Source organism: Pseudocitrobacter cyperus, from assembly GCF_039889165.1.
In the GTDB taxonomy this organism is placed as follows: Bacteria; Pseudomonadota; Gammaproteobacteria; order Enterobacterales; family Enterobacteriaceae; genus Pseudocitrobacter; species Pseudocitrobacter cyperus.
This window is the reverse complement of sequence record NZ_JAYMYY010000006.1, coordinates 133,134-159,968: the sequence shown is the minus strand read 5'-3', so window position 1 is coordinate 159,968 and position 26,835 is coordinate 133,134. Positions and strand designations below refer to the sequence as shown.

The 26,835-nt window shown below is 54.5% G+C and carries 24 protein-coding genes; 8 read left to right on the top strand and 16 right to left on the bottom strand.

Annotated elements, in window-relative coordinates:
- The first annotated feature begins 75 nt into the window (after positions 1 to 75).
- Positions 76 to 1,623 carry an EAL domain-containing protein gene (locus VSR74_RS18490; RefSeq protein WP_347796076.1) on the top strand — a complete coding sequence of 516 codons (1,548 nt, stop codon included), beginning with the start codon at positions 76 to 78 and terminating at the stop codon, positions 1,621 to 1,623.
- 16 nt (positions 1,624 to 1,639) lie between these two features.
- Here VSR74_RS18490 and pdxK read toward each other — a convergent pair whose 3' ends face one another.
- Positions 1,640 to 2,494 carry a pyridoxine/pyridoxal/pyridoxamine kinase gene (gene pdxK, locus VSR74_RS18485; protein ID WP_347796166.1) on the bottom strand — a complete coding sequence of 285 codons (855 nt, stop codon included), beginning with the start codon at positions 2,492 to 2,494 and terminating at the stop codon, positions 1,640 to 1,642.
- Positions 2,495 to 2,743: 249 nt separating this feature from the next.
- Here pdxK and VSR74_RS18480 point away from each other — a divergent pair, with 249 nt between their 5' ends.
- Both VSR74_RS18480 and VSR74_RS18475 read left to right on the top strand, forming a co-directional pair.
- On the top strand, positions 2,744 to 3,151 hold the full coding sequence (locus VSR74_RS18480) for a YybH family protein (protein WP_347796075.1): 408 nt from the start codon (positions 2,744 to 2,746) through the stop codon (positions 3,149 to 3,151).
- Between the two features lie 112 nt (positions 3,152 to 3,263).
- Complete coding sequence (locus VSR74_RS18475) at positions 3,264 to 3,635, top strand: YfeK family protein (RefSeq protein ID WP_347796074.1); 372 nt, start codon at positions 3,264 to 3,266, stop codon at positions 3,633 to 3,635.
- On the opposite strand, the gene cysM is transcribed toward VSR74_RS18475, so the two are convergent.
- From cysM to VSR74_RS18425, 10 genes are all read right to left on the bottom strand, one after another.
- Positions 3,624 to 4,535 (bottom strand): cysteine synthase CysM, encoded by a 912-nt coding sequence (cysM, locus tag VSR74_RS18470; RefSeq protein WP_347796073.1) that lies wholly within the window; start codon positions 4,533 to 4,535, stop codon positions 3,624 to 3,626. The genes VSR74_RS18475 and cysM overlap by 12 nt on opposite strands.
- A gap of 112 nt (positions 4,536 to 4,647) precedes the next feature.
- Positions 4,648 to 5,742: a sulfate/thiosulfate ABC transporter ATP-binding protein CysA gene (cysA, locus tag VSR74_RS18465; protein WP_347796072.1), complete on the bottom strand. Its 1,095-nt coding sequence runs from the start codon at positions 5,740 to 5,742 to the stop codon at positions 4,648 to 4,650.
- Complete coding sequence (gene cysW / locus VSR74_RS18460; protein WP_347796071.1) at positions 5,732 to 6,607, bottom strand: sulfate/thiosulfate ABC transporter permease CysW; 876 nt, start codon at positions 6,605 to 6,607, stop codon at positions 5,732 to 5,734. The genes cysA and cysW overlap by 11 nt, the downstream gene beginning before the upstream one ends.
- Complete coding sequence (gene cysT / locus VSR74_RS18455) at positions 6,607 to 7,440, bottom strand: sulfate/thiosulfate ABC transporter permease CysT (protein WP_347796070.1); 834 nt, start codon at positions 7,438 to 7,440, stop codon at positions 6,607 to 6,609. The genes cysW and cysT overlap by 1 nt, the downstream gene beginning before the upstream one ends.
- Complete coding sequence (gene cysP, locus VSR74_RS18450) at positions 7,440 to 8,456, bottom strand: thiosulfate/sulfate ABC transporter substrate-binding protein CysP (protein ID WP_347796069.1); 1,017 nt, start codon at positions 8,454 to 8,456, stop codon at positions 7,440 to 7,442. The genes cysT and cysP overlap by 1 nt, the downstream gene beginning before the upstream one ends.
- Positions 8,457 to 8,614: 158 nt before the next feature.
- Positions 8,615 to 9,406: an SDR family oxidoreductase UcpA gene (gene ucpA / locus VSR74_RS18445; RefSeq protein WP_347796068.1), complete on the bottom strand. Its 792-nt coding sequence runs from the start codon at positions 9,404 to 9,406 to the stop codon at positions 8,615 to 8,617.
- Positions 9,407 to 9,585: 179 nt separating this feature from the next.
- Complete coding sequence (locus tag VSR74_RS18440) at positions 9,586 to 10,485, bottom strand: Dyp-type peroxidase (protein WP_347796067.1); 900 nt, start codon at positions 10,483 to 10,485, stop codon at positions 9,586 to 9,588.
- 97 nt (positions 10,486 to 10,582) lie between these two features.
- Positions 10,583 to 11,158, bottom strand: coding sequence for an RpoE-regulated lipoprotein (locus VSR74_RS18435; protein WP_347796066.1), 576 nt, complete (start codon positions 11,156 to 11,158; stop codon positions 10,583 to 10,585).
- Between the two features lie 62 nt (positions 11,159 to 11,220).
- On the bottom strand, positions 11,221 to 11,670 hold the full coding sequence (locus VSR74_RS18430; protein ID WP_347796065.1) for a DUF2919 domain-containing protein: 450 nt from the start codon (positions 11,668 to 11,670) through the stop codon (positions 11,221 to 11,223).
- Positions 11,657 to 12,082 (bottom strand): GNAT family acetyltransferase, encoded by a 426-nt coding sequence (locus VSR74_RS18425; RefSeq protein WP_015963500.1) that lies wholly within the window; start codon positions 12,080 to 12,082, stop codon positions 11,657 to 11,659. Before VSR74_RS18425 ends, VSR74_RS18430 begins: the two co-directional genes overlap by 14 nt.
- Before the next feature lie 214 nt (positions 12,083 to 12,296).
- Between VSR74_RS18425 and amiA the strand changes: the two genes are divergently transcribed.
- Both amiA and hemF read left to right on the top strand, forming a co-directional pair.
- Entirely contained in the window at positions 12,297 to 13,163 is an 867-nt protein-coding gene (amiA, locus tag VSR74_RS18420; protein WP_347796064.1) for an N-acetylmuramoyl-L-alanine amidase AmiA, read from the top strand.
- Positions 13,163 to 14,062 carry an oxygen-dependent coproporphyrinogen oxidase gene (gene hemF, locus VSR74_RS18415; protein ID WP_347796063.1) on the top strand — a complete coding sequence of 300 codons (900 nt, stop codon included), beginning with the start codon at positions 13,163 to 13,165 and terminating at the stop codon, positions 14,060 to 14,062. The genes amiA and hemF overlap by 1 nt, the downstream gene beginning before the upstream one ends.
- Positions 14,063 to 14,117: 55 nt before the next feature.
- On the opposite strand, the gene maeB is transcribed toward hemF, so the two are convergent.
- Positions 14,118 to 16,397: an NADP-dependent oxaloacetate-decarboxylating malate dehydrogenase gene (maeB, locus tag VSR74_RS18410; protein ID WP_347796062.1), complete on the bottom strand. Its 2,280-nt coding sequence runs from the start codon at positions 16,395 to 16,397 to the stop codon at positions 14,118 to 14,120.
- Between the two features lie 188 nt (positions 16,398 to 16,585).
- Between maeB and tkt the strand changes: the two genes are divergently transcribed.
- Positions 16,586 to 18,583 (top strand): transketolase, encoded by a 1,998-nt coding sequence (tkt, locus tag VSR74_RS18405; protein WP_347796061.1) that lies wholly within the window; start codon positions 16,586 to 16,588, stop codon positions 18,581 to 18,583.
- Positions 18,584 to 18,598: 15 nt separating this feature from the next.
- On the opposite strand, the gene VSR74_RS18400 is transcribed toward tkt, so the two are convergent.
- The 3 genes from VSR74_RS18400 to aegA form a co-directional block, all read right to left on the bottom strand.
- Positions 18,599 to 19,645, bottom strand: a complete 1,047-nt coding sequence (locus tag VSR74_RS18400; RefSeq protein ID WP_347796165.1) for a DUF1176 domain-containing protein — start codon at positions 19,643 to 19,645, stop codon at positions 18,599 to 18,601.
- Between the two features lie 127 nt (positions 19,646 to 19,772).
- Complete coding sequence (gene nudK / locus VSR74_RS18395) at positions 19,773 to 20,348, bottom strand: GDP-mannose pyrophosphatase NudK (protein ID WP_347796060.1); 576 nt, start codon at positions 20,346 to 20,348, stop codon at positions 19,773 to 19,775.
- A 59-nt stretch (positions 20,349 to 20,407) separates the two neighbouring features.
- Positions 20,408 to 22,387, bottom strand: coding sequence for a formate-dependent uric acid utilization protein AegA (gene aegA / locus VSR74_RS18390; RefSeq protein ID WP_347796059.1), 1,980 nt, complete (start codon positions 22,385 to 22,387; stop codon positions 20,408 to 20,410).
- Positions 22,388 to 22,749: 362 nt separating this feature from the next.
- Here aegA and acrD point away from each other — a divergent pair, with 362 nt between their 5' ends.
- Positions 22,750 to 25,866, top strand: coding sequence for a multidrug efflux RND transporter permease AcrD (acrD, locus tag VSR74_RS18385; RefSeq protein WP_347796058.1), 3,117 nt, complete (start codon positions 22,750 to 22,752; stop codon positions 25,864 to 25,866).
- Between the two features lie 89 nt (positions 25,867 to 25,955).
- On the opposite strand, the gene ypfM is transcribed toward acrD, so the two are convergent.
- Positions 25,956 to 26,015 carry a protein YpfM gene (ypfM, locus tag VSR74_RS18380; protein ID WP_001386977.1) on the bottom strand — a complete coding sequence of 20 codons (60 nt, stop codon included), beginning with the start codon at positions 26,013 to 26,015 and terminating at the stop codon, positions 25,956 to 25,958.
- A 433-nt stretch (positions 26,016 to 26,448) separates the two neighbouring features.
- Here ypfM and VSR74_RS18375 point away from each other — a divergent pair, with 433 nt between their 5' ends.
- Entirely contained in the window at positions 26,449 to 26,823 is a 375-nt protein-coding gene (locus VSR74_RS18375; protein WP_347796057.1) for an ArsC family reductase, read from the top strand.
- Positions 26,824 to 26,835 lie beyond the last annotated feature (12 nt).

Here is a 26,835-nt window from a genome sequence, read left to right as displayed (position 1 = left end):
CTTTTTTGTCACGGTTATCCCTTTACTGGCTCGCTGACGTATACTTCCAGTTCATCAGACAAAAATGGATGGCAGATGAAAGCGGTCGGTACAAAACTCAGAACATTCACCACCCTTTTCTGCGTACTGACAATCCTTGTGGGTGGCGCGACGTTAACCTGGTTTCAGGTGATTGGCGCGGAGCTTGAGCAGACCTCTTTGGTGGCGAGAAAGACCGTGCAAAAAATCGATACGCTGCTGAATACCTCCCGACAGGCCGCCGCAAAAGCCCATCCTCTGCTTTCGCAACCCTGCACCACCCAAACGCGTACCGAGCTTGAACGGTTGGTGGTTTCTGTTCCGCATATCCGCATCATCAATCTTTATAAAGATAAGACCCTGTTCTGCTCTTCCTATGATGATGCCAGCGCTATCAATATGAACTATGCGGCGCATATCGCGCAGGAACTGACCCTCATTGATGATAAGAGCATCTCACCTGGCGATAAGGTGATTGTGCTACAAACGGCATATCCGGAAGGGATGATTACCTCGAGCTTCAGCAGCCAGTGGCTGACCGGGGTACTGGAACTGTTGAGCAATCAGCGACCACTGACTTTGCATATTGGCGATACGGTGATGCAGCAAAACGCAAAAATGGTTCCGCACGATAATGCCGGGCATGTCATTGTGCAGTCAGATAAATTCCCCTATTCCGTCGACTATCCGGCCTGGAAGACGGTTCCCGTTTCGTTGTATCTGCAACAGGGCTGGCTGTCATTGCTGCTGACGCTGTGCCTGGCGCTGATCGTCGGGGTTGTGCTGTGGCGACATATTCTTCATCGTCCTACCCTGTATGAAAACCTTGAACGCGCCATCTCTGAAGGGGAAATCGTCCCGTGGTACCAGCCGGTCATCCACAGTGGCTCCGGGAAATTCTACGGCGTGGAAGTGCTTGCGCGCTGGGTGACGCCTTCTGGCGAAATCATCTCGCCCGACAGCTTTATTCCGCTTGCTGAAGAGAGCGGGCTTATTGTGCCATTGACACGCAAATTAATGGCGCTGGCCGGTGATGAACTGCCTTCCCTGCTTGAGGCGCGGCCCCAGCCTTTTCACGTGAGTTTCAATTTCACCGCATCACATATTCAGACGCCAACCTTTATCGACGAGTGTCGTGCATTTCTGGAACGCTTCCCGGAAAACAGTATTCGCCTCACCGCAGAAATCACCGAGCGTGAGCCGTTTGAAAAGGTGAGTGAGCTAAAAGAAACGCTGAGGTTTCTCGAAAGCCGCAGCGTGACCATCGCGCTGGATGATTTCGGCACCGGTTATTCCAATCTGAATTTACTCACCGGGTTGCCGGTCGGGCTGATTAAAATCGATAAGCTGTTTGTGAACGGGATTGCCAGCACCACGGACTCCACCAAACTGATTGACTGTGTTATCGACATGGCAAAATCGCTGGGGATGAAAATTATCGTTGAAGGCGTGGAAACAGAGTATCAGGTGGCATATCTGACGCATAAACAGGTCGACTACTTTCAGGGCTACTACTTCTCAAAACCCCTGCCCGTCAGCGAACTGGCTACCGTGGTGAAAAAAACGTATCGCATACCGCAACCTGAAGAGATTTCCCACGCCTGACGACGTGGGATACGATTTACAGTGGGGGGAGCATCAGCTCATGACACTCGTGCTCGTGGGTCCAGGTCATGACCTGCAATACGCGATTAGCCGCACGTTCCGCCGCATCGCCAAGCGTTGCGCCTTCCAGCAGGCGACTCACCAACTCAGCACAGAACAGGTCGCCAGTGCCTTTAAGGTCAGTAACGATTCTCGGATGTTCGATAACGCGAATATCATCTGCCGTCACCGCCACCACCGAGATAGCCTCAGGATTTTTCGACGGCGCACTGGTGATAATCACCCATTTTAAGGTATCTGAAAGCAGACTGCGCGCCGCCAGAATCGCCTCCTCCAGGGTATGACACGGCATATCGCTCAACATCTGCAACTCGAACAGATTCGGCGTAATGCCCTGCGCCTGGGGCAATAAATGCTGGCGATACGCGAGTGGAATCTCCGCCTTCACATACATCCCGCTGTCGATGTCGCCGATAACCGGGTCGACCAACACAAAAATATCAGGGTGTGTTTGGCGAATCGTCGCCAGCCAATCGGCCAGCAGGGCAATCTGTTCCGCGCTCCCCATATAGCCGGTGGTTACCGCTTTTAGCGTTTGCAGCGCATTACGCTCTTCCAGCGCCAGCAAATACCCCCGGAACCACTCAGCCGGGATCACCCCGCCATAGAACGTGTCGTAATGCGGCGTATTGCTGAACAAAACCGTCGGCACCGCCATCACCTGCCAGCCGTGCTGCTTAATGGCCGGAACCGCAATACTGTTGCCTACGCTGCCGTAAATAACCTGAGACTGCACAGCAACGATATCCGCCTGCAGCGCCTGGCGCGTGTCGCTAAACAGCACCGATTGAATGTCGTCTTGCTGGCCCATTCTTTCTCCTCCCGCTGGACGGCGGGTCATGCACTATCCATTATTGGCCCTATGTTATGCCAGCCCGCAGCAAAGGTCGATTACCCGAAGGGGCTTTCGCGCAAAAAGACTAAAACTCAAAAATGAAGAAACCATCACAAATTCAATGAGAAACCGTCCAATCACCCCACGTTTTTCAGTAACCCATTTATACTGAATATCGCTACGATTAATACGGTGAACCACTCCTAACCCACGAGGCCCATCGCGATGACCCAGGTACAGACCCAAATCAAGGCCGTTATCGAAGCCTGTGACCAGGCCATTTCGCAGGAAGATTACGACACGTTGATGAACTACTACGCTGAGGATGCCACTCTGGTAGTCAAACCCGGAATGATCGTGAAGGGCAGAGTAAATATTCACAAAGCTTTTATCGCCATCTCTGATTTCTTCCAGCACCGGCTGGTGGTGACGCAGGGCAAAATGGAAATTATTGAAGGTGGCAACAATGCACTGGTGATTATGGAAACCCGACTGGATATTCCTACCGAAGATGGCGGAAGTTCGCAAGTAACGCGGCGGGCAACCTATGTGTTTGCCTGGAGAGACGATCGCTGGCTTTGTACGATTGATAATTCCTACGGTACCGATTTACTGAGCAGTAAAACCGCCTGAGACCTCATTTTCGGAATTTATTGCCCCGCCAATCGCTCGCAAAGCTAAATTTTGCCGCGCTTTCGCGAGCACACTAGCGCCAGATTTGTCACTCACATGGAACGTTATCTTGATGAAAAAACTTCTCTGCGCGCTGGTCGCTTTGCTGCTCACCCTTCCCGCGTGGGCAAAACTCAATGCCCATGAAGAAGCCCGCATTAATGCCATGCTCGAAGCGCTGTCGCAGCAAAAAACGTTGGTATTTGTCCGCAACGGTGATGAACACACCTGTGATGAAGCGGTATCGCACCTGCGGTTAAAGCTGAGTAATACACGTAATCGCATCGATACTGCCGAGCAGTTTATCGATAAGGTGGCCTCGTCGTCATCGATTACCGGAAAACCCTACATTGTGAAGATCCCCGGTAAGAGCGATGAAAATGCGCAGCCTTATCTGCATGCGCTGATTGCGCAGACAGATAAAACAGTGCCATCAAATCCCTGATCCCTGGCTGAAATGCTCTTCGCCAAACACCCCGGTGGAAAGGTAGCGATCGCCGCGATCGCAGATGATCGCGACCACCACTGCGCCGGGGTTAGCTTTTGCCACACGTATCGCGCCAGCGACCGCGCCGCCGGAGCTCACGCCGCAGAAAATCCCTTCGCGCACCGCCAGTTCACGCATGGTGTTTTCGGCGTCACGTTGGTGAATATCCACCACCTCATCCACCAGCGAAGCATTAAAAATACCCGGCATATACTCCGCCGGCCAGCGGCGAATCCCCGGAATGCTACTGCCCTCTTCCGGTTGTAAACCGACAATCGTCACCGGTTTGGATTGCTCGCGCATAAAGCGCGACACGCCGGTAATGGTGCCGGTCGTGCCCATGCTGGAGACAAAATGCGTAATGCGCCCGTCGGTCTGCCGCCAGATTTCCGGCCCGGTGGTGGTGTAATGGGCATAAGGGTTATCCGGGTTGTTGAACTGGTCGAGCAACTTGCCTTCGCCGCGATTCGCCATCTCCAGCGCTAAATCACGCGCCCCTTCCATGCCCTGCTCTTTTGTCACCAGAATCAGCTCTGCGCCGTAGGCGCGCATTGCGGCGCGGCGCTCCTGGCTCATGTTGTCCGGCATCAGCAATTTCATGCGATAACCTTTCAGCGCGGCGATCATCGCCAGCGCAATGCCAGTGTTACCACTGGTGGCTTCAATCAGCACATCACCCGGTTTAATTTCCCCGCGCTTCTCCGCCTCGACAATCATCGATAGCGCCGCACGATCTTTCACCGAACCTGCCGGGTTATTGCCTTCCAGCTTCACCCACACTTCACTGCCGTTATCCGGCCCCAGACGTTGTAATTTGACCAGCGGTGTATTGCCGATGGTTTGTTCTAATGTGTTCACGACAGCAATCCAGTAAAAAGCCCGGTTGCGTTAGCTTACCGGGCAGACAGATATCTATTTGTAGGCCGGGTTAGCGCAGCGCCACCCGGCGAAACCACGTGCAATTAAGCTATCAGGCCGTTTCCGCCAGAGCAAGCGTCTCATGCGCCTCGATGCGCTCATCGCCGTTATACAGCCGCGCATGTTGCAGGCCGACGAACAAGCGATCGCCGCGCACTGGCGCATCATCGCCGCGCATCACCACCGTCAGCGGCTCGTCATACCACCCCAGCGGCTGCACCACCAATTGGGTGTAGTGTCCTTTCGGGCTGGCTTCCAGCACCTGCACCGGCAGCGGCGAATCCAGGCTGGTACGGCGGCTAACATCCACTTCCCACGGACGCAGGAAAAGATCGACCGCGCCCTGATACGCCGGGGTATAGCCCAGCGGCCAGCGGTGCGCGCCAACGTGGAACTGCCCGCCGCGAATCGTACCGCGCAGACGGTTCACTTCGCCCATAAACTCCAGCACAAAACGGGTTGCCGGTTCGCGCCAGACCTGATCCGGCTCATCGGCCTGTTCAATGTTGCCCTGGCTCATCACCACCACGCGGTTAGCGACTTCCATTGCCTCTTCCTGGTCATGAGTCACGAACACGCTGGTGAATTTCAGTTCTTCATGCAGTTGGCGCAGCCAACGACGCAGCTCTTTACGCACCTGGGCATCCAGCGCGCCAAACGGTTCATCGAGCAGCAGAATTTGCGGTTCCACAGCCAGCGCGCGCGCCAGCGCCACACGCTGTTTCTGGCCGCCGGAAAGTTGCGCCGGGTAACGATCCGCCAGATGGGCCAACTGCACCATTTCCAGCAATTTTGTCACTTTCGCTTTAATGGTCGCCGCATTCGGGCGCTCGCGACGCGGCAGCACGGTCAGGCCAAAGGCGATATTGTCGAACACCGTCATATGACGGAACAGCGCATAATGCTGGAACACAAAACCCACTTTACGGTCGCGCGCGTGCAGGCGGCTGACATCGGTGCCGTGGAAGCGAATATGCCCGCTGGTTTGATGCTCCAGCCCGGCGATAATGCGCAGCAGCGTGGTTTTACCGGAACCTGACGGCCCCAGCAGCGCCACCATCTGGCCGGAAGGAATATCCAGTGAGATATCGTTCAGCACCTGGGTGCGACCAAAAGACTTCTTAATATTGGCAATCTCAATGCTCATGATTTTCCTCCTGCTGCGCGCGTTTTTCCTGATTCTCCAGGCGCCATTGCAACATGCTCTTCAAAAACAGGGTAATAATCGCCATCAGCGTCAACAACGCGGCAGCGGTAAAGGAGCCGACGGTATTGTAGTCCTGCTCCAGCAATTCAATCTGTAACGGCAGCGACAGGGTTTCGCCGCGAATCGAGCCGGAAACTACCGACACCGCGCCGAACTCGCCAATCGCGCGGGCATTGGTCAGCACCACGCCGTAAAGCAGCGCCCAGCGAATATTAGGCAGCGTGACGCGGCGGAACATCTGCCAGCCGGAAGCACCAAGTAAAATCGCCGCTTCATCTTCCTGGCTGCCCTGGCTTAACATCACCGGCACCAGCTCGCGTACCACAAACGGGCAGGTAACGAAGATAGTGACCAGCACCATCCCCGGCCAGGAGAACATGATTTGCAGGTTATGTTCGTCCAGCCAGCCGCCGAGCGGGCCGTTCGAGCCGTAGAACAACAGATAGACCAGCCCCGCCACCACCGGCGACACGGCAAACGGAATATCCAGCAGCGTCAGTAACAACTGGCGGCCGGGGAAATTAAAGCGCGTCACCAGCCAGGCCATCAGAATGCCGAACACCAGGTTTACCGGCACGGCAATCAACGCAATCATCACCGTCAGCCAGATAGCGTGCAGCATGTCCGGGTCGGCCAGGTTCTGCAGAACCGGCATCAGCCCTTTGCTGAAGGCCTGCACGAAGATGTAAATCATCGGCACCAGCAGAATCAGCGCCGATACCAGCATCCCGGTGCCAATCAGAAACCATTTGCCCCAGTTAATCGGGCGCGCGTCATAACGCTTCAATTGAGTCACTTCCGCCATTAATGACCTACCACACGCCGACCAAAGCGACTTTGCAGAGTGTTAATTGAGAACAGCAGCAGCAGAGAAGCCGCGAGGATCACCGAGGCAACCGCACTCGCCGCCGGGTAGTCAAACTCCTGCAAACGAATGAAAATCATCAGCGACGTCACTTCCGTTTTCCAGGCGATGTTACCGGCGATAAAAATCACCGCGCCAAACTCGCCGAGGCTACGGGTAAACGACAGCGCCACACCCGCCACCAGCGCCGGAGAAAGCTCCGGCAGCACCACTTTACGGAAGCTCTGCCAGCGCGTGGCGCCGAGCGTTTCCGCTGCTTCTTCATATTCCGGGCCTAACTCTTCCAGCACCGGCTGCACGGTACGCACCACAAACGGGATGCTGGTAAAGGCCATCGCTACGGCAATACCGAGCCAGGTATACGTGACTTTGATATCAAACTTCGCCAGCCACTCGCCGTACAGCCCGTTTACCGAGAACAGCGAGGCCAGGGTTAAACCCGCCACCGCTGTCGGCAACGCAAAGGGTAAATCCATCAGCGCATCCAGCAGCGTGCGGCCTGGAAAACGGTAGCGGGTTAAAATCCACGCCATCAGCAGGCCGAAAACGCCGTTAAAAACGGATGCCACAAACGCTGACAGCAGCGTCACTTTGTAAGCCGCCACCACCTGCGGGTTGGTGATCACCTCCCAGTACTGCGCCCAGCTCATCTGAGCCAGTTGCATCACCAGCGCCGAAAGCGGCAACAGCAGGATCAGGCAGACAAACAGCAGACTGGTGCCGAGGCTTAAGGTAAAGCCCGGCAGCACGCGTCTTGAAGAAACTGCAAACATTACTTACGCCCCGCCGCTAACAACTTGTCGAGCTCGCCGCCGCTGTTGAAATGGGTTTTCATTACGTCCGGCCAGGCGCCAAACTTATCTTCTACGCGGAACAGCTCGGTCTGCGGGAATTTATCTTTCAGTTTGTCCATCACTTCCGGGTTATTCACACGGTAGTAGTAATCAGTGATGATGGTCTGCGCCTGCGGGCTGTAGAGCCAGTTCAGGTAGGCTTTGGCTGCTTTTTCCGTACCATTGGCCTGCACATTTTTATCGACCCAGGCGACCGGGAACTCCGCCAGAATATTGGTTTTCGGAATCACCACTTCAAAGCCCTGCGCTTCGTACTGTTTGCGGATGTTGTTCACTTCCGATTCAAAGCTAATCAGCACGTCGCCCAGACCGCGCTCGGCAAAGGTGGTGGTCGCGCCACGGCCGCCGGTATCGAACACTTCGACGTTTTTCAGAAACTGGGTCATAAACTGTTCAGTTTTGGCTTTATCGCCACCGTCCGCTTTATCCGCTGCGCCCCATGCTGCTAAGTAGGTGTAACGCGCGTTACCGGAGGTTTTCGGGTTCGGGAAAATCAGCTTCACATCAGAACGCACCAGGTCGTTCCAGTCGTGGATATTCTTCGGGTTGCCCTTGCGCACCAGGAAGCCCATCGTCGAGTAGAACGGCGAGCTGTTATTCGGCAGGCGCGACTGCCAGTCCGCCGGGATCAGCTTGCCCTTATCGTGCAGGATCTGCACATCAGTCACCTGGTTATAAGTTACAACGTCTGCTTTTAAGCCCTGCAAAATCGCCAGCGCCTGTTTTGATGACCCGGCATGAGATTGTTTTATCGTCAGTTTGTCGCCGCCGTTATCTTTTGCCCATTGTTGCTCAAACGGCGGGTTCAGGGCGGCGAACAGCTCGCGGGAGACGTCATAAGAACTGTTCAGCAACTCAGTTGCCTGCGCCTGCGCGACCAGCAGCACAGAAGCTGCCAGCGTCAGGTATCCTTTTTTCAGTAAGTTAACGGCCATTGCGCACCCTTGTTGTGTGATGATTCTCTAAGCATCAGTGTATTTATAACGGGTGTGAAAGGAGTAACGGTTTTATATACCGTTTGGTGATTTGGAAGTTTAAAAGGGAATAAGGCTTTTAGCCTCTCCACAGAATGTGAAGAGGCGAGTAGTCAGACTCAGATACCGACGCTGACGCTTTCCGGCAGCGTGCTGCCGCCGTCGATGACGTTTTGCGTACCGGTCAGGTAGCTCGACTCATCAGAGGCGAGGAATGCCGCCAGTTCCCCCACCTCCAGCGGGTTCGCCAGACGGCGCAGCGGAATCGCTTTCGCCATCTCCGTCAGCACCGATTCAGGATCTTCGGGGTTTGACTGACGGGCGATGCTTTCCGCCATTGGGGTGCGCACATAGCCCGGGCAAATAGCGTTAACGCGGATGCCTGACTGCGCATACTCCACCGCCAGCGATTTCGTTAACCCGATGATCGCCGCTTTCGACATGGCATACGCCGTTTCGCCAGGGTCAGCCACCATATCGCCTGTCACCGAAGACATCATCACGATACGCCCATCGCCGCGCGCCACCATATCAGGCAATACGGCTCGCGTGACGTTCCAGGCGCCTTTGATATTCACATCAATATGGAAATCACGATCTTCTTCACTCATCTCAAGGAAGTTGCCTAAGCGGCAGATACCTGCGTTATTGACCAGAATATCGATTTTATTTTCCCGCTCTTTGGCCTGCGCAATGGCCGCCTGAACAGCCGCAAAATCACGCACGTCGGCTTTCACGGCCGTACAGCGATAGCCGCGTCCGGCCAAATCATAGGCCAGTTTTTCAAGCTCATCGGAAATATCCAGCAGGATCAGGTTGGCGCCGTGGCGGGCAAAGGTTCTGGCGATCCCCTCGCCGATTCCCTGGTATGCACCCGTAATCAATGCTGTTTTGCCCGTGAGTTTACCCATTTCAATGTTCTCCCTTTTGCAGATAGAGCCTTACACTCCATTAACAATGAAAATACATTAAAAACAAATGAATACTGCGTAATAGCTCACTAATTAGGGTAAATCTCAGGTAAAAAAAATCCCCGCAGATACGGGGATGAGCAGGTAGGCCTGATAAGCGTAGCGCCATCAGGCAACTGTTACAGTGCCAGCAAACGATCCAGCGACGGCGCGAAGTAGTAGCCGCCGGTAACCGGTTTGGTGAAGCGCAGCATCGCGTCACGCTTACCATCGGTATCGCCAAACATGCTCAGCAGTTGCTGTTCGATGTTGTGCAGACGCGCGCAGTAAGCGCAAAAGTAGAGGCCGTGCGTACCGCTGGCCGTGCCATATGGCAGGCTCTGACGAACAATTTTTAGCCCGTTGCCATCTTCTTTCAGGTCGACGCGGCTCAGGTGTGAAGTCACCGGGCGATCGTCGCCGTCAATCTCTTCGTTGGCTTCTTTGGTGCGGCCAATCATCATTTCCTGATCCGGAATGCTCATGCGGTTCAGTTGTTTGAGGTTATGCTCCCAACGCTGAACAAACACATAGCTGCCGCCCGCATCAACACCGTCTTTAATCACCGCCACTTCGCGACGTGTTTCCTCGCCTGCCGGGTTTTCGGTACCGTCGACAAAGCCGCTCAGATCACGCTCTTCCACCCAACGGAAACCGTGGATCTCTTCCTGCACATCGATGCTGTCGCCGAAGGCTTCCACCGCCGCCTGCGCCACGGTGAAATTGACATCCTGACGTAAAGAAAGGATGTGGATCAGCACATCGAACTGGGTCGCGGGGGCAAGGCCTTTGCCGTAGCCCGGAAAATCTTTCAGCTCTTCCGCACCCACGCCGCCGCTCAGTTCGCGCCACACTTTCGGGCCGAAAGCGACTACCGCGCCTAAATGCGCATCCGGGAATTTGGCCTGAAAACCAGCCAGTTTATCGGCAAAAATTTTGCTGCTCTGACGAAGGGCGTTTACATCCCCTTTTACATTGGCTTCAATCCAAATCGCCGCGCGGCAATGTTCCGGCAAAATGCCGCTCTGAACCTGAGACATCGCTCCTCCTTCACAAAAATGCCACGACATCGTGGCATTCAATTTATGGCGCTATTGTACGCGTTTTTTCAGCGTGAAGGATTAACCTTGCGCAAAATTAACGATGCCAGACGATCTTCTTCAGCGTCCAGTTTTTCAGCGCGTCGTCTGATGGCATTAAGTCCTGCGGGCCGCTCCATTCACCGGTGAAAAGATAGCTAATGTGCTGGCTACCTTCGGCTTTACATTCAACGCCCGCACTGTCATCACCGGTCGCTTTCTGGCAGTGACCGTAGGCTTTGTTATAAATGTCGCTGAACGTCGCGCCAATCTCGACGCCGCTGTCCGTTTTGATGGCGCTATCCAGCACATCAATGCGACTGACGGTACCGTTTTCTCCGTTTACCACCAGCGCCAGCTTATCGCCACTCAACGCTTCAAAGTAACGCACGATAGTACCGTTATCGGTTTTCATCCCGCTGCGCAGACGATAGTCACCACCCAGCGCATCGTTAATCGCCTGCTCATCCAGCGCGGTGGTACTGGTTATGCCGCCGACGCCCTGCTCCGTGACTTCCACGGAAGAGCCAAACCAGTTCCACGGATTCGCCGCAGACCAGTTCACCGAAGAGAGCGTAGAACAGCCGGTTACAGCCAGCGGCAGAGCACATACAAGTAAACGCAGCGATTTCATCTCTAAGTCCTTTCTTATTTGTTTAACGCCAGTTGGAGTGCGCTCACGGCAAAAAGTGCACTTTATTCTGTGATTTCACGAAAACAGGCGCGTAAAAGAGGGTTGGTCAGCAGCCACCAGAGCGCAAACAAGTCGATAATCACCAGGCTCAGGCCAATGCCGGAAAGTGGTTCGCCCTGTAGCCACAGCCAGGGTTGCCAGACCAGCAGAACGCCCTGGGCAATAATCAACAGCGGACGCAGCGCACGCCACAGACGGGGAAAATGCTGCCGCCTGCCGCTCAGCAGGAAGGCCAGCACCGCAGGCACGCCGGGCAACAGGCTAATCCAGAAATTATCGTGATCGGGATAAAACAGCCCCAGCAGCGTCGCGCCCTGATCGCGCGATGCACCCGCAATCACAAACAGCACCCACGTCCGGGCCTGCAACAGCAGCAGGCACCAGAAGAGAAGCGGTAATCGCAAACGGCCATGATGGTCGAAATCGGAAGGGAAAAACTCAGTACTCTTCATCTTCAATCAGGCGCTTACCCAAATTCAGCACGTCGCTGTGCTCGTAGCCCAGGCGTTCATACATACCCAGCACGACGTCATTATCTTCACGGATCATGATCTGAATTTTCGGGCAGCCGCGCGCAATAAGTTTTTTCTCAAGGCGATTAAGCAGCGCATTGGCGATGCCGCGCCCACGAAACTCGGGATGCACACCCAGATAATAAGCCGAGCCGCGATGACCATCGTAACCGCCCATGACGGTACCGACCACTTCGCCGTTCACTTCCGCCACCAGGAACAGGCTGACGTCGTGATGCACTTTGCGTTCGATATCCATTTCAGGATCGTTCCATGGGCGCAGCAGATCGCATCGCTCCCACAGGGTGATGACCTCTTCGAAATCGGCCTGGCGAAAAACGCGTATCTCCATGGTATCTCTGCCCCTTTTCGGGTTTAAAAACTGTGATTATGGCGTGATCATCCGAATTAGCCAATATCTGACGAAAATAGCGCAAAAAAATGGCATAATGCCGCTTCGTCACGTATTGAAATGAAAAGTAAAACAATTCCAATCTTGAGTAGTCGTAACGGAAAACGCGATACGATATAACATATGGAACACTAATTTTTACAACTCAGGCCGAATGAGCAATTTTAAACCGATAAAAACACTTGCTTCGCGCCGCCAGGTGCTGAAAGCCGGGCTGGCTGCACTGACGTTGTCAGGTATGTCCAGTGCCATCGCAAAAGATGCCCCGTTAAAAACCAGCAATGGGCACAGCAAGCCTGCCGCGAAGAAATCAGGTAAGCGTATTGTGGTTCTCGACCCTGGTCACGGCGGTATTGATACCGGCGCAATTGGCCGCAACGGGTCGAAAGAGAAACATGTGGTGCTGGCGATAGCCAAAAATGTGCGTTCAATTTTGCGCAGTCAGGGCATCGACGCCCGCTTAACCCGTACCGGAGACACCTTTATTCCGTTATACGATCGCGTAGAGATTGCCCACAAACACGGCGCGGATCTCTTTATGTCGATTCATGCGGACGGCTTTACCAATCCATCCGCGGCGGGCGCGTCGGTATTTGCGCTTTCCAATCGTGGCGCAAGTAGCGCAATGGCAAAATATCTTTCTGATCGTGAAAACCGGGCGGATGAAGTCGCCGGGAAAAAAGCCACTAACAAAGATCATCTGCTTCAGCAGGTACTGTTCGATTTAGTGCAAACCGACACCATCAAAAACAGCCTGACGCTCGGTTCACATATCCTGAAAAAGATTAAGCCGGTGCACAGACTCCACAGCAAAGGCACCGAACAGGCCGCATTTGTGGTGCTGAAATCGCCATCAATTCCGTCGGTGCTGGTGGAAACCTCGTTTATCACCAATCCGGAAGAAGAGCGTCTGCTGGGCACCGCCGCGTTTCGTCAGAAAATTGCCAACGCCATTGCGTCGGGGATTATCAGCTATTTCCACTGGTTCGATAACCAGAAAGCCCACGCGAAGAGACACTAATGAACGTTGATGCAGGCCAGGTCAAAACCTTTTTACTTCAGTTGCAGGACGATATCTGTCAGCGACTTTCTCATCTTGATGGCAGCGCTTTTATTGAAGATAGCTGGCAGCGCGACGCGGGCGGCGGCGGTCGTAGCCGCGTAATGCGCGACGGCGCTATCTTCGAGCAAGCGGGCGTCAACTTTTCCCACGTCTACGGTAACGCGATGCCCGCGTCAGCCACCGCCCATCGCCCGGAGCTTGCCGGGCGCAGCTTTGAAGCGATGGGTGTGTCGTTAGTCGTCCATCCGCGTAACCCCTACATCCCCACCAGCCACGCCAACGTGCGTTTCTTTATCGCCGAAAAACCCGGCACAGACCCGGTATGGTGGTTTGGCGGCGGGTTTGATTTAACGCCGTATTACGGCTTTGAAGAAGACGCGATTCACTGGCACCGCACGGCGCGTGATTTATGTCTGCCATTTGGCGATGATGTTTATCCACGCTATAAAAAATGGTGCGATGACTACTTCTTTTTGAAACATCGTAACGAACAACGCGGCATCGGTGGTCTGTTCTTTGACGATCTGAACACGCCGGATTTCGCGCACTGCTTTGCATTTATGCAGGCAGTAGGGACAGGCTATTGTGATGCATATCTCCCCATCGTTGAACGTCGTAAGGCAATGATTTACGGCGAACGCGAACGTAACTTCCAGCTCTATCGTCGTGGGCGCTACGTGGAATTTAACCTGGTGTGGGATCGCGGTACGCTATTTGGTCTACAAACCGGTGGACGCACCGAATCTATTTTAATGTCGATGCCGCCGCTGGTGCGCTGGGAATATGATTACCAGCCGGAAGCGGGCAGCCCGGAAGCGGCACTGAGCGAGTTTATAAAAATCCGTGAGTGGATTTAAGGTTTCAGTTATCTAAAAAGCGCGGGTTGATTCCCGCGCTTTTTATTTTTAGCCCTTACAGCGGCTGAGTCTGCGCCTCTACCACCGCCAGCGCCACCATATTCACAATGCGACGCACAGAGGCAATCGGCGTCAGAATATGAACAGGTTTCGCCACGCCCATTAATACCGGGCCGACGGTCACGCCTTCAGAACTGGATACGCGCAGCAGGTTGTAGCTGATACGCGCGGCTTCCATATTTGGCATCACCAGAATATTGGCTGAGCCTTTAAGTGGGCTGTCAGGCATACGATCGCTGCGAATGCTCTCCACCAGCGCGGCGTCGCCGTGCATCTCACCGTCAATCATCAATTCTGGCGCACGTTCTCTGACCAGTGCCAGCGCTTCGCGCATTTTGCTGGCTGACGGGCAGTCAGACGAACCAAAGTTAGAGTGGGACAACAGCGCCACGCGCGGTTCGATACCAAAACGGCGCACGCTCTCCGCCGCCATCAGGGCGATTTCCGCCAGTTGCTCCGGCGTGGGATCGTTATTGACATAGGTATCGGCAATAAAGGTATTGCCACTCGGCAGCAGCAGCGCGTTCATTGCGCCCGCGGTGTGAACGCCATCGCGATAACCAAACAGCGGCTGAATCACCCCGTAATGTTCGTGATAGTCACCGATAGTGCCGCAAATCATCGCATCCGCTTCCCCACGATGCACCATGATAGCGCCAATCACCGTAGTGTTGCTTATCACCGCACGCTGCGCCTGCTCCGGGCTGATGCCGCGGCGTTTCATCAGGTTATAGTACTCATTCCAGTACTCTTTAAAGCGCGGGTCGGATTCATTGTTAACGATTTCGAAATCGACGCCCGGTTTGATTTGCAGGCCCAGTTTCTGGATACGCATTTCGATAACGCTCGGACGGCCGATCAGAATCGGTTTCGCCAGCCCCAGCGTAATCAGCTCCTGCGTAGCATGGAGCACACGGGTATCTTCCCCTTCCGCCAGTACCACACGCTTCGGCTCTTTGCGCGCCTGAGAGAAAATCGGTTTCATGAACAGGTTGGTTTTATAGACAAACTCGCTCAGTTTTTCGACGTAGGCATCGAAATCAGCAATCGGGCGCGTCGCCACGCCGGAGTCCATCGCCGCCTTCGCCACCGCAGGGGCGATCTTAACGATCAGCCGCGGATCGAACGGTTTCGGAATGATGTACTCTGCGCCAAAGCTCAGATCCTGATCGCCATAGGCGGAGGCCACGACTTCACTCTGTTCAGCATGCGCCAGTTCGGCAATCGCATGTACCGCCGCCAGCTTCATCTCTTCATTAATCGCCGTCGCACCAACGTCCAGCGCGCCACGGAAAATGAACGGGAAGCAGAGCACGTTGTTGACCTGGTTCGGGTAATCCGAACGGCCGGTACAGATGATCGCATCCGGGCGTACTTCTTTTGCCAGCGGCGGCAGAATTTCCGGTTCCGGGTTTGCCAGCGCAAGGATCATCGGTGCCCGCGCCATTTTCTTCACCATCTCCTGGGTCAGTACTTTTGGCCCGGAGCAGCCGAGGAAAATGTCCGCATCGGCAATCACATCATCAAGCGTGCGCTTACCATCGTCATCCACGGCATATGCCGCTTTGGTTTCCGCCATATTGGCTTCGCGATTTTTGTAGATAACGCCTTTTGAGTCGCAGACAACAATGTTGTGCTTCTGCATCCCCAGCGCCACCAGCAGGTTCATACAGGCAATCGCTGCCGCACCTGCGCCGGAAACCACCATGCGCACGTCAGAGATATTTTTCTCCACCACGCGTAAACCGTTCAGAATCGCCGCAGTACTGATAATCGCCGTGCCGTGCTGATCGTCGTGGAACACAGGGATGTTCATACGCTCACGCAGCTTCTGCTCGATGTAGAAACATTCGGGAGCTTTGATGTCTTCGAGGTTAATACCGCCGAAAGTCGGTTCCAGCGCGGCAACTACGTCGATAAATTTGTCTGGATCGAGTTCGTCCACTTCAATGTCGAAGACATCAATACCGGCGAATTTTTTGAACAGCACGCCTTTGCCTTCCATTACCGGTTTACCGGCCAGCGCACCAATGTTACCGAGGCCAAGCACGGCCGTGCCGTTAGAGACCACCGCCACCAGATTGCCACGGGCGGTGTATTTGTAAGCGGCCAGGGGATCCTTCTCGATTTCCAGACACGGCGCGGCAACGCCGGGTGAATAGGCCAGCGCCAGATCGCGCTGCGTCGCCAGCGGCTTTGTCGGGGAGACCTGAATTTTCCCCGGAACCGGAAATTCGTGGAAATCGAGGGCACTTTGTTTTAACTGCTCGTCCATTTGGGGTTCCTTTCACGTATCGAACTAAAAAGTGATGCGCAGCGGTTGGGCCTGTGCGCTCACATTGTTATTGGTATATGAGGAACATGTTACCAAGTATCGAAAACAATGCTATGCCTCTCTGCTATGCTTTTTTGTTATGCGTCTCATAACTTATCAAGATCGCCACTTTTGCTAAGGAGCTATCAATGTCACGAAGAGATCTCGCTAATGCAATCCGCGCCCTGAGTATGGATGCTGTACAAAAAGCCAATTCCGGGCATCCCGGCGCGCCGATGGGCATGGCGGATATTGCCGAAGTCCTGTGGAATGATTTCATGAAACATAACCCCACAGACCCCACATGGTATGACCGGGATCGCTTCATTCTCTCTAACGGCCACGCCTCGATGTTGCTCTACAGCCTGCTGCATCTGAGCGGCTATGATTTACCGATTGAAGAGCTGAAAAATTTCCGCCAGCTCCATTCGAAAACCCCCGGCCACCCGGAGCTGGGCTATACGCCAGGCGTTGAAACCACCACCGGGCCGCTCGGTCAGGGACTGGCGAATGCCGTGGGTTTAGCCATTGCCGAGCGCACGCTGGCAGCACAGTTTAACCAGCCAGGGCATGAGATTGTCGATCACTATACTTACGTATTTATGGGCGATGGTTGCCTGATGGAGGGGATTTCGCATGAAGTAAGCTCACTTGCCGGGACGCTGGGGCTGGGAAAACTGATCGGTTTTTACGATCACAACGGTATTTCGATTGATGGTGAAACCAAAGGCTGGTTTACCGATGACACGGCGAAGCGCTTTGAAGCTTATCACTGGCATGTGATACATGAAATTGACGGTCACGATCCGCAGGCGGTGAAAAAGGCGATTGAAGAGGCGCAGAGCGTCAAAGATAAACCGTCGCTGATTATCTGCCGTACCGTTATTGGTTTCGGCTCGCCGAATAAAGCGGGTAAAGAGGAAGCACACGGCGCGGCGCTGGGTGTCGAAGAGGTGGCGCTGGCGCGTAAACAGCTCGGCTGGAATCACCCGCCATTTGAGATCCCAAAGGAGATCTACAAAAAATGGGACGCCCGCGAACGCGGGGAAAAGGCGCAGCAGAGCTGGAAAGAGAAACTCGCCGCCTATCAAAAAGCACACCCTGAACTGGCGGCTGAGTTTGTGCGCAGGATGAGCGGTGAGTTGCCACAGAACTGGTCTGCTACCGTGCAGGCGTACATCGAGAAGATGCAGTCAGAACCGGCAAAAATCGCCAGCCGTAAAGCCTCGCAAAATACCCTCAATGCCTATGGCCCGATTCTGCCGGAACTGCTGGGTGGTTCGGCTGACCTCGCGCCAAGCAACCTGACAATCTGGTCAGGGTCAAAATCGCTAAAAGAAGATCATTCCGGCAACTACATTCACTACGGCGTGCGTGAATTTGGCATGACCGCCATCGCCAACGGGATTGCCCATCACGGCGGCTTTGTCCCCTACACCGCCACCTTCCTGATGTTTGTCGAATATGCGCGTAACGCCGCGCGTATGGCGGCGCTGATGAAGGCACGGCAGATTATGGTCTATACCCACGACTCCATCGGCCTTGGCGAGGATGGCCCAACGCACCAAGCAGTGGAACAGCTTGCCAGCCTGCGTTTGACGCCAAACTTCAGCACCTGGCGTCCGTGCGATCAGGTCGAAACGGCCGTCGCCTGGAAGGCTGCCGTCGAACGCCACCACGGCCCTACGGCGCTGATCCTTTCTCGTCAAAATCTGGCGCAGATGGAGCGCACCCCGGATCAGGTGCGGGAAATATCGCGCGGCGGTTACGTGCTGAAAGATGCGGGCGGTAAGCCGGATCTCATTCTGATTGCCACCGGTTCAGAAGTGGAAATCACCGTGCTGGCGGCGGAAAAACTACGCGCTGAGGGGGTGAATGTTCGGGTGGTTTCTCTGCCTTCGACAGATACCTTTGATGCGCAGGATGAGGAATACCGTGAATCGGTGCTACCGTCAGGCGTCAGCGCACGCGTGGCGGTAGAAGCAGGGATTGCCGATTACTGGTACAAATATGTCGGCCTGAAAGGCGCCATTGTCGGGATGACCGGCTACGGCGAATCCGCGCCTGCGGAGAAACTGTTCCCGTACTTTGGCTTTACGGTCGAGAATATTGTCGAGAAGGCAAAAGCGGTACTGAAAAAACGTTAACTTTTCGCGCAATGCCTACCCGGTGATCCACTGGGTAGGCCAGGCGTCAGCCCCCTGCCAGTTATCACACTCCGGCTGCCCGGCGTAGCGCACCAGGCGAAAACGTTGCCCGTCATAGCGCCAGCGGGTCTGCACGCCACAATCGCCCAGGCCACGCCCTTTTTCCAGCGTGACTAATTCCCGGGTGTTTTCATTAAAGGTGAGATTCATCAGTTCAACGTCGCGGCTGTCATGCCCGGAAGGCAAAAATGGCAGGCGCAGGCGTATCGGGCTGGAAACGTGCGGCTTTTTACGCGAAACCAGCCAGGCGCGATAAATCGTGTTATAGGCGCCGGATTCGCAGCTTATCATCATCAGCGCTTTATCATCCGTCAGTGCCGTTACCCATACCTCCCGGCGCAGCGGATCCAGCGAACAGGGGGTGTTATTCATTCGCCAGGAGCCATAATCCAGCAGATCATCATATTCATCGCGGCTTAACGGCGTCGGCGTCGGATTCACTTTCGCCACCGCTTTCAGCGGCGGTGCAGGCGGAACGCTCAGCGGCGGCTCATCTCCTTTACGCACCCACGCGGTTTCACTCCCCAGGCGTTTTTGCTGCGAGTCGATAAACAGTAGTGCTGCTTTTAGCCCCTTCAGCGACAGCACCTGTACCCCTTTTTTCAGGGTAATGGCGTCGCTATCCTGAATTTGCTGCAGGAACGCATCAATGGCGGCGCTGTCTTCTGTTGCCAGCAGCTTGGGCTGAATTTTCCAGTGTTCTGCGCCAGGCTGGAGCGGCTTGTCATCCAGCAATAAACGCGGGGCTATCGGCGGCACAGCGGCGACCGGGTTCACCAGGCCGCCCAGTTCTATACGTAACGAGGCATCCATGTGCGCACCTGCGCTACGGCTAAGGGTCATCACCAGCCCATGATGCAGGCCAACGTTACGCGTGACGCAAAAGTTCTGATTGTTGCAGGTAACCAGCCAGTCGGAAAAGACCTGCTGGACAGGAGACGCCCACGTCAACGACGTTGGGAGTAGCCCCAAAAGCAAGAAGAGGAGAACGCGGTAGCGCATGAACGGTACAACCCCAGAAGAAAAAAACATCAATTAACCGGGGGTATCTTCAACGCCATGAGCGCCGCGCTCAATCGGATTTGTCGGATTGATTCATATAAAATACATAATTATTTCTTTAGTAAAATCAATCCATTAAACCTGAATTTTGCAAATACTGTAGTAAGATCACCGTCTTACCGTCACAGATTTCGCCGCGATTCACCATCGCCTGCGCTTCTGTGAACGGGATCTCCAGCACTTCGATATCTTCGTCTTCGACCCCACCACCGGCATTACGACGCTGGCTATCGTCATATTCGCCAATAAAGAAGTGAATGAGTTCCGTCACGCCGCCCGGCGACATGTATAACTGGAACAGTTTGCGCACCTTACCAACCTGATAGCCGGTCTCTTCAATAGCTTCTTTACGGACGCAGACTTCCGGCTCATCGTCATCAAGCAGGCCCGCACAGGTTTCAATCAGGCGACCAGTTTCATTGCCATTGACCCAGGTGGCGACGCGAAACTGGCGCACCAGCACGACGGTTTTTTTGCGGGAATTGTAGAGCAGGATGGTCGCGCCGTTGCCGCGATCGTAGACTTCGCGTTTATGCCGGATAACGTCGCCGTTTTTTCGCGTTAAATCGTAGGTGATATTGCGCAGGATAAAGTAGTTTTCGCTGAGAACTTTATCTTTAATCACTTCAATCTTAAATGACATACGGGCTCCACAACGTAATTCGAAGCGAACCATACTACGCTTTGAAGCCCGTTTTGTCGTTAATGAGCGTGCTGCGTTTTAACGCCCAGCCAGTCGAGCATTCCCTGTGCGGCATGGCGTCCTTCTGCCATCGCGGTCACAACCAAATCCGCGCCGCGCACCGCATCACCGCCGGCAAATACTTTCGGATTTGTCGTCTGATAGCGGTAGCGGCTCTCCACATTCGCCCGAATACGACCCCAGTCATCCACCTCAACACCCTGCGCACTCAGCCACGGCATGCTGTGCGGATGGAAACCAAACGCCATGATCACCGCATCGGCAGGCATGACAAACTCGCTGCCTTCAATCGGTACCGGGCGGCGTCGCCCCTGGCTGTCCGGCTCACCCAGCGCGGTGCGGATAAAGCAGATGCCATTCACGCGGCCTTTGCTGTCCAGCTCAAGCGTCAGCGGCTGAACGTTAAATTCAAATTCCGCGCCCTCTTCCCGCGCGTTTTTCACCTCTTTTTTCGAACCGGGCATATTGGCTTCATCGCGACGATAGGCACAGGTAACTTTCGTCGCCCCATGACGCAGCGCGGTGCGAACGCAATCCATCGCCGTATCGCCCCCCCCCAACACCACCACATTCAATCCGGCGGTGTTGATAAATGGTTCCTCAGCCTGTTCACTCAGCCCCATCACATTTTTGGTGTTGGCAATCAGGAACGGCAGCGCGTCATAAACGCCCGGCGCCCCTTCGTTGGGTAAATTTGCTTTCATAGAGCGGTAAGTCCCCACGCCGACAAACACTGCATCGTACTCCTCCAGCAGTGCGTTCATGGTAACGTCTTTACCGATTTCGCAGTTCAGTTCGAAACGAATCCCCATGGCAGTAAAAATTTCCCGCCGGCGTGCCAGCAGCGATTTGTCCAGTTTGAAAGAGGGAATACCAAAGGTCAGCAGGCCACCAATTTCCGGGTGACGATCGAACACCACCGGCTCGACGCCCTGACGCACGAGGACATCTGCACAGGCCAGCCCGGCGGGGCCTGCGCCAATAATCGCCACACGTTTGCCGCTGGCAACCATCGGGGTCACTTCAGGACGCCAGCCCTTCGCCAGCGCCTGATCGGTAATATAACGTTCGAGATTGCCGATGGTCACAGCGCCATGTTCATCACGCACGGTGCAGGCCCCTTCGCAGAGTCGGTCTTGCGGACAGACACGGCCGGTAATTTCCGGTAGCGGGTTCGTCTGATGCGACAGCTCGGCAGCCGCTTCAATATCGCCGGATTTTACACGATCAATCCATTGCGGGATGTGGTTATGCAGCGGGCAAGTCCACTCACAGACGCTGTGTTCGCCACAGGTCAGGCAACGCGCGGAAGCCTGCTGCGCCTGATTATCACTAAGCGGCAGGTAGATTTCCGCAAAGCCGGTTTTACGTGCCTCAATAGCCAGTTTATCGGCTTCAGCGCGCGCGGGCGTTTGCGCCATCTGCTGCACTTTGCTGAGGGTAATGGGGTTCTGGCTGGCGCTTTCGCTGTGCCAGGGCTGCGCATCGCGACAGGCAGCCTGCATCCGGCGGTTTTTCGACATCTCAGCAAGATGCTGCGGGCTTACCAGCGCCAGCGCATCCGCCGGGCAGTTTTCCACACAAGCGGGGCCAGCGTCACGTTGCTCACAGAGGTCACATTTCTGCGCATTCGCTTTTACATGACCCTCGGCGGCGGGCGTAAGGACAATCTGCATGGTGCCAAACGGACATGCCACAGCACAGGATTTACAGCCGATACATTTGCTTTGGTCAACCTGAATAGCGTCATCACGCTGACTGATTGCGCCATTCGGGCAGCTTCGTGCGCACGGCGCATCTTCGCAGTGGCGGCAGGTGACTGCGCTACGCTGGGCACGGTTTTTGAATACGGTGATGCGCGGTTGAAAACGCGCAGGCGTTAAGACATGCTGTTCATGGTTATGCGACATTACACAGGCAACTTCACATGCCCGACAGCCAATGCATTTTTGGCTGTCAGCCATAATAAAACGGTTCATAGCGTCCCTCGGTTCGGGTTATATAAGTTTTATATTTATAAGGTCTATTTATTAGCCGAGGAGCTATGCAGCAGGCAATGTCCATTTGCCCAGGAATGACGACTATTTATCACTATGCTGTGGCAGATCAAAAAATTTCATCTTAAATGAAATTACGTTTCATTCAGTTAATGGCAAGATCCCCGCCGAAAACTTCTTGTAACGTGACCGTAATAATCTTGACGAAATGCCTGTCTATGCAGAAAAGCGGCATGATAATTTACACTATCTCCTTAATTTCTCCACGATTGCCGGGAGCCTTGCGGCTAGAGTGTTTCAAGCATTGGCGTCATTAAAAATACGTATAACGAGGTCTCTTCCTGATGGCGAATTTCTTCATCGATCGCCCCATTTTTGCCTGGGTACTGGCAATCCTGTTATGTCTGACGGGAACCCTGGCTATTTTTTCATTGCCAGTTGAGCAATATCCCGATCTTGCGCCGCCGAACGTGCGCATCACCGCGAACTATCCGGGGGCGTCCGCACAGACGCTGGAGAACACCGTCACCCAGGTTATCGAGCAGAACATGACCGGCCTCGATAACCTGATGTACATGTCATCACAAAGCAGCGCGACGGGTCAGGCAACCGTAACGCTGAGTTTTATTGCCGGAACCGACCCGGACGAAGCCGTTCAGCAGGTGCAAAACCAACTTCAGTCGGCACTGCGTAAACTGCCTCAGGCGGTGCAAACCCAGGGCGTCACCGTGCGTAAAACCGGCGACACCAACATCCTGACCATCGCTTTTGTTTCCACCGATGGCAGCATGGATAAACAGGATATTGCTGACTATGTTGCCAGTAATATTCAGGAGCCACTCAGCCGTGTAAACGGCGTGGGCGATATCGATGCCTACGGCTCGCAGTATTCGATGCGTATCTGGCTTGACCCGGCTAAACTGAATAGCTTCCAGCTCACCACCAAAGATGTCACGGACGCCATTTCCTCACAGAACGCCCAGGTGGCGGTCGGCCAATTGGGCGGAACGCCTTCCGTCGATAAGCAGGCGCTGAATGCCACCATCAACGCGCAGTCGCTGTTACAAACACCAGAGCAGTTCCGCGATATCACGCTGCGCGTCAATCAGGACGGCTCCGTCGTCACCCTGGGCGATGTCGCCGAAGTGGAAATGGGTGCGGAAAAATATGATTACCTCAGCCGTTTTAACCGCAATGCCGCTTCGGGGCTTGGGGTAAAACTGGCTTCCGGGGCGAATGAAATGGCGACCGCGGAACGGGTTATTGCACGGCTGGATGAACTGAAAGAGTACTTTCCGCGCGGGCTGGAGTATAAGGTCGCCTACGAAACTACCTCCTTCGTTAAAGCGTCTATCACCGACGTGGTGAAAACCCTGCTGGAAGCTATCCTGCTGGTGTTCCTGGTGATGTATCTGTTCCTGCAAAACTTCCGCGCGACGCTTATCCCAACGATTGCCGTACCGGTGGTTCTGATGGGGACTTTCGCGACGCTCTACGCCTTCGGCTACAGTATCAACACCCTCACCATGTTTGCGATGGTGCTGGCTATCGGCCTGTTGGTGGATGACGCCATCGTGGTGGTTGAAAACGTCGAGCGTATTATGAGCGAGGAAGGGCTTACACCCCGGCAGGCCACGCGCAAATCGATGGGGCAGATTCAGGGAGCGCTGGTCGGTATTGCGATGGTGCTTTCCGCCGTGTTTATCCCGATGGCCTTTTTTGGCGGCACCACCGGGGCAATCTACCGTCAGTTCTCGATAACCATTGTCGCGGCGATGGTGCTGTCAGTACTGGTGGCAATGATCCTGACCCCTGCCCTGTGCGCTACTCTGCTGAAGCCCATCCACAAAGGGGAATCCCAGCATACGAAGAAAGGCTTTTTCGGCTGGTTTAACCGCGTCTTTGATAGCAGCTCACGCCGTTATGAATCAGGCGTGGCGAAAATTCTCCATCGCAGCCTGCGCTGGATTGTGATTTATGTCCTGTTGCTGGGCGGCATGGTGTTCCTGTTCCTGCGCCTGCCCACCTCCTTCCTGCCGCAGGAAGATCGCGGCATGTTTACCACCTCAGTGCAGTTGCCCAGCGGGGCGACGCAACAGCAAACCCTTAAAGTGGTGCAGAAAGTTGAAGATTACTTCTTCGCCAATGAGAAGGATAACGTTACCTCGATTTTCGCCACTATAGGCTCCGGCCCTGGCGGTAACGGGCAGAACGTGGCGCGTATGTTCGTGCGCCTGAAAGACTGGGACGAGCGAGACAGCAAAACCGGCACCTCATTTGCCATTATCGAGCGCGCGACCAAAGCGTTTAATAAAATTAATGAGGCGCGCGTCTTTGCCAGCAGCCCGCCTGCTATCAGCGGCCTGGGCAGCTCTGCCGGGTTCGATATGGAGCTTCAGGATCACGCAGGCGCGGGCCACGATGCGCTGATGTCAGCCCGTGACCAACTGCTGGAAATGGCGGCCAAAAATCCGGAACTGACCCGTGTGCGTCACAACGGCCTCGATGATAGCCCGCAGTTGCAGGTCGATATCGACCAGCGTAAAGCGCAGGCGCTCGGCGTGTCGATTGATGATATCAATGACACCCTGCAAACCGCGTGGGGCTCAAGCTACGTCAACGACTTTATGGATCGCGGCCGCGTGAAGAAAGTCTACGTTCAGTCGGCGGCGAAATACCGCATGCTGCCGGAAGATATCAACCTGTGGTATGTGCGTAACCAGTCCGGTCAGATGGTGCCGTTTTCCGCCTTTGCGACGTCGCGCTGGGAGACAGGCTCGCCGCGTCTGGAACGTTACAACGGTTATTCAGCGCTGGAAATTGTCGGTGAAGCCGCGCCGGGCGTCAGTACCGGGACGGCGATGGATATTATGGAAAATCTGGTGCGCCAGCTTCCGGTGGGCTTTGGTCTGGAGTGGACGGCAATGTCCTATCAGGAGCGCCTCTCTGGTGCCCAGGCTCCGGCGCTCTATGCTATCTCGCTCCTGGTGGTATTCCTTTGCCTCGCCGCGCTGTATGAGAGCTGGTCGGTACCATTCTCGGTAATGCTGGTGGTACCGCTTGGCGTGATCGGCGCGCTGCTGGCGACGTGGATGCGCGGGCTGGAAAACGACGTTTACTTCCAGGTAGGGCTGCTGACGGTTATCGGGCTATCGGCGAAGAACGCCATTCTGATTGTCGAATTTGCTAACGAGCGAAATCAGGAAGGGGAAGACCTTCTTCAGGCGACACTGGACGCCTGCCGTCAGCGTCTGCGCCCCATTCTGATGACCTCACTGGCGTTTATCTTCGGTGTTCTGCCAATGGCGACCAGCACTGGCGCAGGCTCTGGCGGGCAGCACGCCGTGGGCACCGGCGTGATGGGCGGGATGATTTCAGCAACGGTTCTCGCTATTTTCTTCGTGCCGCTGTTCTTCGTGCTGGTGCGTCGTCGATTCCCGCTCAAAGAGAAACCGGAATAACCGGAAATAAAAAGGCGACCATCCAGTCGCCTTTTTATTTGATGGATAATGAGAAGAAGAACAGCGCGCCCTTAATCACATTGAGGAAATCATTTACGAAGCATGACTTCAATAAAATCTTTCCAGTTCCCCAGTTCACGTTCAATCATAACAGCCTCTCTTATTATTATGGATATCTTACGTGGAATTTTATGACCTGTGAAGATCGATTACCCTATTGCTATGATTGTTGCCTCCAGGACTGCTTTCACTTCTTGCGGTAACTATGAGCCTGCTGAGTTTAATTTTATGTGACGTACAGCAACATTTTGCAATAGTTCCGCGGTATCGCATTTAATGATGAAAAAGCGAGGCCAGAAACGGTTATAAAGGCCATAGTGCCCGCTCTGGGGCCCCTTCGTTCTCCCCCATCAGTCGTTTCCTCGCCCCTATCAGAAATAGTATGCAGATGTTATGAGGTTTTATTCATCTGGATTTTGAAATCTTCCTGAATTAATTGATAATACGGATCGCTAAGACTATTCCGTGTATATTTGCACTCACATTAAACCTGCTAACCGATAAAAATAAGGCTGACAATAGATGATCACCCTGTATGGAATTAAAAATTGTGACACGATAAAAAAAGCCCGCCGCTGGCTGGATGAACACCAGGTTGAGTATCGTTTTCATGACTATCGCACGGATGGGCTGTCGGCAGAATTATTAGCCTCCTTTATAAATGAACTGGGCTGGGAAGCATTGCTCAATACACGCGGCACCACCTGGCGCAAGCTGGATGAAAGCATTCGCGCAGGCATCAACAACACCGACAGCGCGGCGGCATTGATGCTGGAAATGCCGGCAATCATCAAACGCCCATTGCTCTGCGCGCCCGCACAGCCTATGCTGCTGGGTTTCAGTGATGAACGTTATAGCCAGTGGCTGGCTAACATCACCCCGGCAGCCGGTAAATAATCCACCTGCCAG

What these genes read in the sequence shown, in the direction of transcription:
- VSR74_RS18490 (WP_347796076.1), top strand. Translation starts at nt 76, where the DNA reads ATGAAAGCGGTCGGTACAAAACTCAGAACATTCACCACCCTTTTCTGC.
- pdxK (WP_347796166.1), bottom strand. Translation starts at nt 2,494, where the DNA reads ATGGGCCAGCAAGACGACATTCAATCGGTGCTGTTTAGCGACACGCGC.
- VSR74_RS18480 (WP_347796075.1), top strand. Translation starts at nt 2,744, where the DNA reads ATGACCCAGGTACAGACCCAAATCAAGGCCGTTATCGAAGCCTGTGAC.
- VSR74_RS18475 (WP_347796074.1), top strand. Translation starts at nt 3,264, where the DNA reads ATGAAAAAACTTCTCTGCGCGCTGGTCGCTTTGCTGCTCACCCTTCCC.
- cysA (WP_347796072.1), bottom strand. Translation starts at nt 5,742, where the DNA reads ATGAGCATTGAGATTGCCAATATTAAGAAGTCTTTTGGTCGCACCCAG.
- cysW (WP_347796071.1), bottom strand. Translation starts at nt 6,607, where the DNA reads ATGGCGGAAGTGACTCAATTGAAGCGTTATGACGCGCGCCCGATTAAC.
- cysT (WP_347796070.1), bottom strand. Translation starts at nt 7,440, where the DNA reads ATGTTTGCAGTTTCTTCAAGACGCGTGCTGCCGGGCTTTACCTTAAGC.
- cysP (WP_347796069.1), bottom strand. Translation starts at nt 8,456, where the DNA reads ATGGCCGTTAACTTACTGAAAAAAGGATACCTGACGCTGGCAGCTTCT.
- ucpA (WP_347796068.1), bottom strand. Translation starts at nt 9,406, where the DNA reads ATGGGTAAACTCACGGGCAAAACAGCATTGATTACGGGTGCATACCAG.
- VSR74_RS18440 (WP_347796067.1), bottom strand. Translation starts at nt 10,485, where the DNA reads ATGTCTCAGGTTCAGAGCGGCATTTTGCCGGAACATTGCCGCGCGGCG.
- VSR74_RS18435 (WP_347796066.1), bottom strand. Translation starts at nt 11,158, where the DNA reads ATGAAATCGCTGCGTTTACTTGTATGTGCTCTGCCGCTGGCTGTAACC.
- VSR74_RS18430 (WP_347796065.1), bottom strand. Translation starts at nt 11,670, where the DNA reads ATGAAGAGTACTGAGTTTTTCCCTTCCGATTTCGACCATCATGGCCGT.
- VSR74_RS18425 (WP_015963500.1), bottom strand. Translation starts at nt 12,082, where the DNA reads ATGGAGATACGCGTTTTTCGCCAGGCCGATTTCGAAGAGGTCATCACC.
- amiA (WP_347796064.1), top strand. Translation starts at nt 12,297, where the DNA reads ATGAGCAATTTTAAACCGATAAAAACACTTGCTTCGCGCCGCCAGGTG.
- hemF (WP_347796063.1), top strand. Translation starts at nt 13,163, where the DNA reads ATGAACGTTGATGCAGGCCAGGTCAAAACCTTTTTACTTCAGTTGCAG.
- maeB (WP_347796062.1), bottom strand. Translation starts at nt 16,397, where the DNA reads ATGGACGAGCAGTTAAAACAAAGTGCCCTCGATTTCCACGAATTTCCG.
- tkt (WP_347796061.1), top strand. Translation starts at nt 16,586, where the DNA reads ATGTCACGAAGAGATCTCGCTAATGCAATCCGCGCCCTGAGTATGGAT.
- VSR74_RS18400 (WP_347796165.1), bottom strand. Translation starts at nt 19,645, where the DNA reads ATGCGCTACCGCGTTCTCCTCTTCTTGCTTTTGGGGCTACTCCCAACG.
- nudK (WP_347796060.1), bottom strand. Translation starts at nt 20,348, where the DNA reads ATGTCATTTAAGATTGAAGTGATTAAAGATAAAGTTCTCAGCGAAAAC.
- aegA (WP_347796059.1), bottom strand. Translation starts at nt 22,387, where the DNA reads ATGAACCGTTTTATTATGGCTGACAGCCAAAAATGCATTGGCTGTCGG.
- acrD (WP_347796058.1), top strand. Translation starts at nt 22,750, where the DNA reads ATGGCGAATTTCTTCATCGATCGCCCCATTTTTGCCTGGGTACTGGCA.
- VSR74_RS18375 (WP_347796057.1), top strand. Translation starts at nt 26,449, where the DNA reads ATGATCACCCTGTATGGAATTAAAAATTGTGACACGATAAAAAAAGCC.